Origin of the sequence: Kitasatospora sp. NPDC088134 (assembly GCF_044741705.1) — a bacterium.
Classification (GTDB): domain Bacteria; phylum Actinomycetota; class Actinomycetes; order Streptomycetales; family Streptomycetaceae; genus Kitasatospora.
Window position 1 is genome coordinate 1 of record NZ_JBIUTD010000058.1, and the last position, 1,935, is coordinate 1,935.

3 protein-coding genes are annotated in these 1,935 nt (G+C 68.3%); 2 read left to right on the plus strand and 1 reads right to left on the minus strand.

Annotated elements, in window-relative coordinates:
• Both ACIOHG_RS37725 and ACIOHG_RS37730 read left to right on the plus strand, forming a co-directional pair.
• Positions 1 to 300, plus strand: a 300-nt coding sequence (locus ACIOHG_RS37725) for a hypothetical protein (RefSeq protein ID WP_400958179.1), incomplete at its 5' end; no start/stop codon positions are given.
• Between the two features lie 57 nt (positions 301 to 357).
• Complete coding sequence (locus tag ACIOHG_RS37730) at positions 358 to 879, plus strand: SMI1/KNR4 family protein (RefSeq protein WP_400958181.1); 522 nt, start codon at positions 358 to 360, stop codon at positions 877 to 879.
• Between the two features lies 1 nt (position 880).
• On the opposite strand, the gene ACIOHG_RS37735 is transcribed toward ACIOHG_RS37730, so the two are convergent.
• Positions 881 to 1,663 carry an IS5 family transposase gene (locus ACIOHG_RS37735; RefSeq protein WP_400958183.1) on the minus strand — a complete coding sequence of 261 codons (783 nt, stop codon included), beginning with the start codon at positions 1,661 to 1,663 and terminating at the stop codon, positions 881 to 883.
• Positions 1,664 to 1,935: the final 272 nt, after the last annotated feature.

Below are 1,935 nucleotides of genomic sequence, written 5' to 3' on the forward strand. Positions count from 1 at the left end.
CCGGTGCGGACCGCTGCAGCCGTGCCGGGTTCGGTCGTGCCTGTGTGGAGGGACGGCCTCGATGCCGGGGTGCTGGCGCCGGACTACCGCCGACTCGTGGATGTCCTGGCCGGTGGAGGCGGGTCGGGCGGGGAGGCGATGGACTGTCGGCAGTTGGCAGTGGCGCTCGGGTTGGAGGCGGTTCCCGCGAAGGTGGAGGGGGTGCGGTCGAAAGCGAAGCGCCTGGTCGCACGGGGCTGGCTGGCCGAGGCGCGTCCGGGGGCGTTCAGCGTGGTCGCCAGTGGGGTCGGCGGCTCGTAGGCTACCGGGGCGGGGTTCCGGCCGGGACGCCCGGAACCCGGGGGAAGGGGATCGGTGGTGGCGACGCTCTCGGAGGTCGAAGCCCTGTTGGGCCAGCCCCGGTTCAACTGGTCGGATCCGGCGCCGTGGGCCGAAATGGAGCGGGAGTTCGGTATCGAGTTCCCCGCCGACTTCCGCGAGATCGTGAACGCCTACGGCTCGATCAAGATCAACAGCCAGCTCTATCTGGACCACCCCGCCGGCCATCTTCTGCACAACCTGGGAAGAAGCATCAGAGAGAATCTCGAGCTCTGGCGGGAGGAGGACATGACGGAGTTCCTGCCCAGTCCGGCAGGAGCTGGTCCCGGGGAGTTGATGCCGGTGGCGACGGCCACGACGGGCGAGGCGGTCTTCCTTCGCGTTCCGGACAATGCTTCGTCGCCCTGGCGCGTCGTCGTCCAGGAGTTCGACAGCCCGGCCTGGACTCTCCACGAGATGACGTTCGGCGAATGGCTGCTGGCGTATCTCAGGGGCGAGGACGTGACGGTGTGTTCACGCAACTGGGCGCCCGACCGCCCGTTCTACGAACCCCTGTCCTGAATCAGCGTGGCTGCTTGGCAAGCCGGCCGCTCATGACCATGCTCATCGACCACCGGATCATCGCTTCCGAAGTGTCGGTGCGGCCCTCGTAGTCGCGGGCGAGACGGCGTGAGCGCATCAGCCACGCAAACGTTCGCTCGACCAGCCACCTTTTCGGCAGCACCATGAAGCCCGTCGTGCCGTCGCTGCGTTTGACCACGCTCAGCGCGATCCGCAGAACATCGCGGGCAAGATCGACCAGGCGCCCGGTGTAGCCGCCGTCGGCCCACACCAGCGTGATACGCCAATGCCGCTCGCGCAGCCGCTCCAGCAGTGTCCGCCCTGCCTCGCGGTCGGTGACCGAAGCCGCGGTCACCACCACGACCAGCAACAGTCCGAGGGTATCCACCACGATGTGCCTCTTGCGGCCGTTCACCTTCTTCCCGCCGTCGAACCCCCGCGTCGCCGCCGGCACCGACGTGGCCGCCTTCACCGACTGCGCGTCGATGATGCCCGCGGTCGGCTCCGGATCCCGGTCGGCGGCCTCGCGGACCCGGTCCCGCAGCCGGTCGTGGAACTCGGCGACCAGGCCGTTGTTCCTCCAGCGCCGGAAGAACGCGTAGACGCGGTCCCAGGCGGGAAAGTCCGCTGGCATCGCCCTCCAGGTGATGCCGCCGGCGACCAGATAGCGCACCGCGTCCACCATCTGCCGGTGGCAATAGCCCTCCGGCTGACCGCCCCTCCCCTCCAGCCACCCCGGCACGGGCATCGCGTCGCGCACGACCACCCACTCCGCATCGCTCATGTCGGACGGATACCTCGGCCGCCTGTACGGCCGGTCCCCGGCGTTCCCGAACCGATGAGCGAGACAGTCACACGTACGAGCCGCGGAGTTGGAGCCAGCAGGCTTCAGGACGTACAACTGCGACAACAGGGCCTCCTGGCGCGCTCATGGTCTTCGACAAACCCGAGCTGCACCAGAGGCCCTGTCTTCATGCACGGCGGGCGACAAGATCGCCCGACCGAGTTTCCTCAGTCGAACCCGTGTCCACCGTGATCGATACAACAACGGCTTCT